This is a genomic window from Methylobacterium tarhaniae, assembly GCF_001043955.1.
Taxonomy (GTDB): Bacteria; Pseudomonadota; Alphaproteobacteria; order Rhizobiales; family Beijerinckiaceae; genus Methylobacterium; species Methylobacterium tarhaniae.
Map to the genome: position 1 here is coordinate 40715 of NZ_LABZ01000125.1, position 7090 is coordinate 47804.

At 74.6% G+C, this 7090-nt stretch carries 7 protein-coding genes; 6 read left to right on the top strand and 1 reads right to left on the bottom strand.

The window, feature by feature from the left end; genetic code table 11:
- Nucleotides 1-114 precede the first annotated feature (114 nt).
- A complete protein-coding gene (locus tag VQ03_RS17905; RefSeq protein ID WP_048452251.1) occupies nucleotides 115-1389 on the top strand; it encodes a hypothetical protein in 1275 nt (424 codons plus the stop codon).
- A 3-nt stretch (nucleotides 1390-1392) separates the two neighbouring features.
- Here VQ03_RS17905 and VQ03_RS17910 read toward each other — a convergent pair whose 3' ends face one another.
- A complete protein-coding gene (locus VQ03_RS17910; RefSeq protein WP_048452260.1) occupies nucleotides 1393-3372 on the bottom strand; it encodes a 4Fe-4S binding protein in 1980 nt (659 codons plus the stop codon).
- A 217-nt stretch (nucleotides 3373-3589) separates the two neighbouring features.
- Between VQ03_RS17910 and VQ03_RS17915 the strand changes: the two genes are divergently transcribed.
- The 5 genes from VQ03_RS17915 to VQ03_RS32025 all read left to right on the top strand — a co-directional run.
- Nucleotides 3590-4228 (top strand): biotin/lipoate--protein ligase family protein, encoded by a 639-nt coding sequence (locus tag VQ03_RS17915; RefSeq protein ID WP_245292117.1) that lies wholly within the window; start codon nucleotides 3590-3592, stop codon nucleotides 4226-4228.
- Entirely contained in the window at nucleotides 4225-4797 is a 573-nt protein-coding gene (locus tag VQ03_RS17920) for a DUF6505 family protein (RefSeq protein ID WP_048452252.1), read from the top strand. Before VQ03_RS17915 ends, VQ03_RS17920 begins: the two co-directional genes overlap by 4 nt.
- A gap of 92 nt (nucleotides 4798-4889) precedes the next feature.
- Nucleotides 4890-5900 carry a DUF6352 family protein gene (locus tag VQ03_RS17925; protein WP_048452253.1) on the top strand — a complete coding sequence of 337 codons (1011 nt, stop codon included), beginning with the start codon at nucleotides 4890-4892 and terminating at the stop codon, nucleotides 5898-5900.
- On the top strand, nucleotides 5897-6421 hold the full coding sequence (locus VQ03_RS17930; RefSeq protein WP_048452254.1) for a DUF3305 domain-containing protein: 525 nt from the start codon (nucleotides 5897-5899) through the stop codon (nucleotides 6419-6421). The genes VQ03_RS17925 and VQ03_RS17930 overlap by 4 nt, the downstream gene beginning before the upstream one ends.
- A partial coding sequence (locus tag VQ03_RS32025; protein ID WP_083468070.1) for a DUF3306 domain-containing protein occupies nucleotides 6418-7090 on the top strand: 673 nt, incomplete at its 3' end. The genes VQ03_RS17930 and VQ03_RS32025, both read left to right, overlap by 4 nt.

Sequence of the window (7090 nt, forward strand, 5' to 3'; positions counted from 1 at the left end):
TAACAATATAACATTGCATATTCTGTCAAGGTGCCCGGGGCCGTGGCGTTCGGGCACCTTCCCGGCGCCGGCCCCCGGCGCGTAGACCCGTCACGCCCCGGTCCGGACCCGTGCATGCCCGTCCCTTTCCGCCTCGCCCTCTCCGCCCTCGCTTGCCTCCTCGCCGTCACGGCCCGGGCCGAGGCGCCGATGCGCGGCCATGGCGGCCCGGTGCGGGCGCTCGCCGTGACGGCGGACGGGAGCCGGGCGCTCTCCGGCAGCTTCGACGCCTCGGCGATCCTGTGGTCGGTGGAGGACGGGGCGGCTTTGCGGGTGATGCGGGCCCATGACGGCGCGGTGAACGCGGTGGCGTTCCTGCCCGATGGCGGGCTCCTCACCGCGGGCGAGGACGGGCGGATCGCCCTCTGGCGCGACAGCCCTGAGCCGGAGCGGATCGTCGCGACCCATGCCGGCCCGGTCTCCGGCCTCGCGGTGGCGCCGGGCGGGCGGCGGATCGCGTCGTCGTCCTGGGACGGCACCGCCCGGATCACGCCCCTCGACGGCGGCCCCGCCCTGGTCCGGGAGGGCCACCAGGGCAACGTCAACGGCGTCGCCTTCCTGCCCGACGGGCGCCTCGTCACCGCGGGCTACGACGCGACGGTCCGGATCTGGCCGGAGAGCGGGCCGGCGGTCACGGTCCAGCTCGAAACGCCGGTCAATGCCGTGGCGGCCGCCCCCGACGGCGAGATCGCGGCGGCCGGCGCCGACGGCACCCTGCACCTGCTGCGGCCGGACGGCAGCCTTCGCGCGCGCCTCGAGGTCGGCCCCCGGCCCGTCGTGGCCCTGGCGCTCTCGCCGGACGGACGCCGGATCGCCGCCGCCACGGTCGGCGGCGCGGTGGCGGTCGTCGACCGGGCGCAGGCGCGGGTGGTGCTCACCCTGGTCGGGCCCGGCCTGCCGGTCTGGTCGCTGGCCTTCCGCGGCGCCGGCGAACTCGTCACCGGCGGCGGCGACCGGCTGGTGCGGCGCTGGGATCTCGCTGCCGGCGAGCCGATCGGGCCGCTCGCCATGACCCGCCCGGCGGATGCGCTGGCGGGCTTCGCGGGCGACCGGGGTGCGGCGGTGTTTCGTGCCTGCGAGGCCTGCCACACCCTGACCCCCGACGGCGGCAACCGCGCCGGGCCGACGCTGCACGGCATCTTCGGCCGCCGCATCGCGGCGGTGCCGGACTACCCCTATTCCCCGGCCTTCCGGCGGCTCGACATCGTGTGGACGCCGGAGACCGTCGCCCGCCTGTTCGAGATCGGCCCCGCCCGCCTCACCCCCGGCACCAAGATGCCGGAGCAGACGATCGGTGCGGCGGAGGACCGGGCGGCCCTGGTGCGGTTCCTGGAGCGGGCGACGCGGTGAGGCTCAGCCCTGCCGCGCCCGGATGTAATCCTCCGAGGTACGCGGCCGGTTCTCCTCCGCCGCATGGGGATCGAAGCCCTCGGTGAGGACGTGCGAGACCCGGCAGGTATCGCACATCATCAGGGCCTTGATCCGCTGCTCGCCGGCTTGCCCGGCGAACATCCAGTGGCGGTCGCGCAGGCGGCCGATCACCCGCTCGATGGTGCTGCGGGTGCCGAAGGGCTTGCCGCAGGCGATGCAGTCGAACGGCTCCTCCTCCTTGAGGACCCGGCGGGGCGCCGCCCAGGCGGCGAAGTCGAGCTGCGGCACGAGGCCGATCACGTCCTCCGGGCAGGTCGCGGCGCACAGGCCGCATTGCACGCAGGCGCTCTCCGCGAAGGTCAGGCGCGGGCGGTCCGGATCGTCGGCCAGCGCTCCCGTCGGGCAGGCGCCGACGCAGGCGTGGCAGAGCGTGCAGGCCTCGGTCTCGAAGGCGAGCCCGCCGAAGGGGGCGCCGGCATCGAGCGGCACCCGCTCCACGGGCTGCGGCGCGGCCTGGTGCATCTCCGAGACCGCGAAGCGCAGGACGCCCCGCACGTCGCCGTCCGGCCTGAAGCCCGACGGCATCGGCGCCGGCGTGCCGCGGGCACTGCCCGCGAGGGCCTCGCCCAGGGCGTCCGGATCGTCGGTCTCGATCAGCGAGACCACGCTGCCGCCCGCTTCCGGCCCGTAGCCGAGGGCCTGCGCCACCGCGTCGAGGCGGGCGGCGTTGCGGATCAGCGCGGCGACGTCGTGCTTCGGCTTCGCCCGGCCGAGGAGGCGCACCGCGCCCGCACCGTAGGCGAAGGCCGCCGCGATCGTCTCGGGACCGACCTGCGTCACCTCGTTGACGGGGAACGGCAGCACGTCGGCCGGCAACCCGTCGCCGAAGCGCGCCAGCGCGTCGATCAGGGGGGCGCCGTGCGCCTCGTCGTGGACCAGCAGCACCGGGGCCGTGCCTCCCGCCTTGTGGAAGGCGGAGAGCAGGGTGCGCAGGCGCCGCATCAGCGCGTCGGCGGGCGGCAGGGCATAGGCCGCCGCCCCGGTCGGGCAGACGGAGGCGCAGGAGCCGCAGCCGGCGCAGACATGCGGATCGATGGCGACGTAGTCGCCGGCGGGCGCGATGGCGCCGGTCGGGCAGACGTCGAGGCAGCGGGTGCAGCCGGTGATGCGCGAGCGCGAATGGGCGCAGAGCTCGGCGTGAAAATCGACGAAGCGGGTCTTGTCGAAGGTGCCGACGAGGTGGGAGGCCTCGAACAGCACCCGCTCCACGGCGGCCGGGTCGCGTGGGTCGGCCCGCAGGTAGCCGCTGCGCAGGTCGTGGGCCGGGAAGAGCGGCACGCCGCCGGTGAGGTCGATCACGATGTCGCAGGTCGAGGTCGCCCCGTCCCGGGACGGCCCGAAATCCAGGGTCCGGCGTGAGGAGGGCAGCGGCAGGGCGGTGTCGTCGACCCGGAGGGAAAAGGCGCCGAGATGGCCGGTCGCCGCCCGCACGGTGCCCTTCAGCACCGGGATCTCGCCGGAGCGCGGCGGCGCCACCTCGCCGGGCCGGGAGAGCAGCACGGTGACGTCGAGATGGTCGGAGAGCCGCATTCCGGCCTCGATCGCGACCTCGTCGCGGCCATAGACCAGGGCGACGCCCCGGCTCTCGAAGCTCACGCTCGCAGGCGTCGGCATCGGCTCGGCGGCGGCGGCCAGCAAAGCCGCCATCTTCGGGCCCGCCCGGCGCCCTTCCGCCGACCAGCCGGCCGTCTCGCGGATATTGGCGAAGGCGACCCGGTCCTCCGTGCCCAGCTCCTCCGCCACCTCGCGGAAGAGCGGCGCCTTGAGGGTGCAGGAGACGGTGACCGGGAGGCCCGAGGCCATCGCGGCCCGCACCCGCTCCAGCTCGCGGCCGCAGAGCTGGTCGCCCGTCTCCAATCGCCCGCCGCAGGCCTTGCCGATCGCCGCCGCGTCGAGGGGCATGCTGCCCTCGCAGGAACAGGCGATCACGATCCGATCCGACACCACGCACGTCTCCGATCGAGGCGCGGCCCCGGTCCTGCCGGTCGCCGCCCCCTGGGGCGTCATGCCCCTTGTTCACTGCTCCAGCGCTATATACGAGCCGTTAAAAAGAACGACCCGACACGTGCGCGCAGGCAACGCCATCCCCCTCATGACGTTCGTGGATCCCCCCGGCCTGATGCTCCCCCCGGCCTTCCGGCCGCTGCGCCTCCCGGCCGCCGCCGGGACGGCGCATGACCGGGCCTGCCGGCTCGCCGAGGGCGACGACGAGGCCGCCGGCACCCTGGTGGTCGGCGCGCGGCCCGGTACCCTGGAGGTCGCCGTGGTGCTGGCGCCCGAGGAGCCGTTATCCCTGTCGCGACGCGTCGGCGTCGTCGGCCTCACGGCGCTCGCGGAGGCGGTCGGCAGCCACGCCCCGCCCGACAAGCCGGTGACCCTGGATGCGGCCGGCACCCTGTTCTTCGACCGCGCCCGCCTCGGCGGCGGACGCCTGGCTTGGGCCCAGGCCTGCGCCGAGGAGGCGGTGCCGGACTGGCTCGTCTTCTCCGCCATGCTGATCGCCTCGAAGCGCGAGGCGGGTGATCCCGGCCACACGCCCGACTCGACCTCGCTGGAGGAGGAGGGCTTCGAGGCCGGCGCCGACGCACTGGTCGAGAGCTTCGCCCGCCACCTGCTGCGCGGCCTCTCGCTCTGGGCCGAGGACGGGCCCGCCGCCGCGCTCCTGCGGGCGCGGGACTATCTCGATGCGGATCCCGCGACGCTCCGCCTCGACGGCGCCGGCTGGTTCGATCCGGTCCGGGGAGGCCCGCGCCTGTGAGCCTGAAGCTCCCCCGCACCCTGCGGCTCGACCCCTCCGACACCCTGGTCTTCCCGCACGCCGCCCCGCCCGGCGAATGGGCGGTGACCGGCAGCTTCCTGTTCCTGGACGAGGATCCGGCGGCCCTCACGGGCAAGGAGCGGGCGGCGTTCCGGGCCGGCTTCCTCGGCATCGCGTCCTTCGGCTTCTCGACCCTGGTCGTGGTGAGCGAGGCGAGCGAGGCCGAGCGCGAGGCCGCGACCGCGGCGCTGGCCGCCCAGTTCCAGGTCCGCCTCGGCGCGCCCGACCGGGCGAGCGCCCTGGCGGCGGCCCGCGAGGAGATCGCCGTGGCGGAATCGCTCTGCGGCCCGCCGGTCGGCACCGTCCTGGCCCTGCACCGCACGCTGGAGGACGGCGAGATCCGCGAGCGCTTCCGGGCGCTGCGCCCGCGGGAGGGCGCCGTCCCCGGGGCCGACCGGCGCCACGCCTATGCCCGTGCCTTCGACTTCTACGAGACCGACGACGAGCCCGAGGAGCGGGTCGACCTCGCCGGCCTGCTCGACCGAAGTCCGGACGGCAATCCGCGATGACGACCTGCTCGACCCGGTTGACTGGACTTCACCCCATCCGGTCGCTCACCCTCGGCGCGGCATCCTCCCCAATCCGGCTCTGAAAGCCCGTCATGCCTGAATTCTGGGTCTCGAGCGGCCACCACCTCACCCGGCGCGACGCGGGCGGCGGGCTCGTCGTCACCGACGAGTTGCTGCTGGCCTATCTCGCCCGCCCCGAGCTGCTTCCGCCTGAGGAGGCCTGCGATGCCGAGCGGGCTTTGCACGCCGCCCTGCTGCGCGAGCCGCGCCGTCCGGTGGCACCCGCGGAGGTGGCCGCCCTCGCCGACGCCGATGCGCGCGAGAACTGGCAGATGATCCTCGCCTTCCGCGACCGGCTGCTCGCCGCCCGCTCCGTCGAGGCGGCCTATCTCGACCTCGTGCGGCGGGGGGCGGCCGGCACGCCGCCGCTCTTCCTCAACCAACTCGTCCACCTGATCCTGCGCAATGCGCTGGACGGCTGCGACGACCCCTACACCTTGCGCGCCGCCGAGCTGTTCTTCCGGTCGCAGCGCGCCTCCGTCGCCGACGGGTCGCTGCTGCTGGCCGATGCCGAACTGATCGACGAGGCGCAGGGCGCGAGCCGCCCCTCGCCGCTCGTGGCGATGCTCGGGCGCGAACCGGTCTCCGAGCTCGACGTCCTGACCGCCGAGAATGCCTGGACCTATTGGAGCCGGTCCGACGCCTTCAGCATGGCGCTCAACCTCGGCTCCGACCCGAGGAGCCGCGAGGGGCTGGCGCAGGCGATCCAAGCCTTCCTGCGCCACCTGCTGGCGGTCGAGGTCGCGGTCGAACCGCTCCCCGCGATCGAGGATCCGGACTGGCGCTGGTTCGTCGGCCTCGACGCGGAGGGCACGCGGATCGGCAACGCCCTGTGGCGCGGCGAGCCGGTCGAGCCTGCCGCGGCCGAGCGGGTCGTCGCCCTGTTCCGGCTCACGATCCTCGATCCCGACCGGGCCGATCCGCGCGTCGGCGACCGGCCGGTCTACCTGCTGCTCGCCATGACCCCGGACCGGACCGTGACGATGAAGCCGCAGAACCTGATCGCCGGCCTCCCCGTTGTCTCGCCAGGAGACGCCCGATGAGCACCACGCTGATCCCCGTCGGGGTCGTCGTCGCCAAGCGCCGGCTGAAGGGCCCGTGGGCGAGCCATGCCTGGCTTCCCGTGGCGGTGCTGCCGGGACAGCCCAGCACCGCGCCCTGGACCCGCCTCTCGGCCTCGGACGACGAGGAGACCTTCTACGCCGGCACCTACGAGGTCGAGCTGCACCCGGCCGAGACGGCGCATTACGGCGACAACCTCGCGGCGGCCCAGCCCTCGCTCTGGGTGGCCTTGCGGGAGACGGCCCCCGAGACCTACGCGGTCGCGACCGTGACGGCCGACCCCTACGAGGGCGAGTCGCTGGCGGAGGGCATCGGCGAGATCGTCGAAGCCGTGCCGATGCCGCCCGAGATCCGGGACGAGGTCGGCGCCTTCTACCGGGCGTTCCACGTCGAGCGGGTCTTCCACAAGCGCAAGCGCGACCGGGCCGATCCGGAAGCCCTGGCGCGGCAAGGGGCGCATCACCCGGGAGCCGGCGCGCGGCGCCGGCCGGAGGAGCCGTGAGCGACGGCTTCCTCGCCCGCTGGTCGCGGCGCAAGCGCGACGAGGCGCGCCGGCCCGCGGAACCCCCTGCGCCGCCGCCGGATGCGGCGTCGCCGGGTGTTGCGCCCGCCGAGGACGACACGTCCCTGAGCCCGGAGGAGCTGGCGCAGCTTCCCTCCCTCGAGGCGCTCACCGCTGCGACCGACCTCGCGCCGTTCCTGCGCGCCGGCGTGCCGCGGGCCCTGCGCAACGCGGCGTTGCGCCGGATGTGGTCGGTCGACCCGGCGATCCGCGACTTCGTCAGCGAGGCGCGGGAATACGCCTATGACTGGAACACCCCCGGCGGCGTGCCGGGAACCGGCGGCGCGATCTCGGCCGAGGACGTGCGGGCGATGGTCGAGAAGGTGTTCGGGGGTGGAGAGGAGAAAACCTCCGCAACGTCCGGCGAGAGCGACGCAGCCGAAGAAAGCGCGGGTTTCACCTCTCCCGGCGGGCGGGGAGAGGGGGTGTCTCAGGAAGAGGCCTCTCCGGAAACACCCTCTCACCCTCCGCTACCGCCTCGCTCCATCGACCATGAAGTCGCCGGGGCCCTCTCCCCGCCCGCGGGGAGCGGCGATGCGCACCACCCTTCTTGCGAGCGTTCTGCCGTGGGAGAAAAGATCCCATGCCCGTCCCCCGACGCCCCCTCCC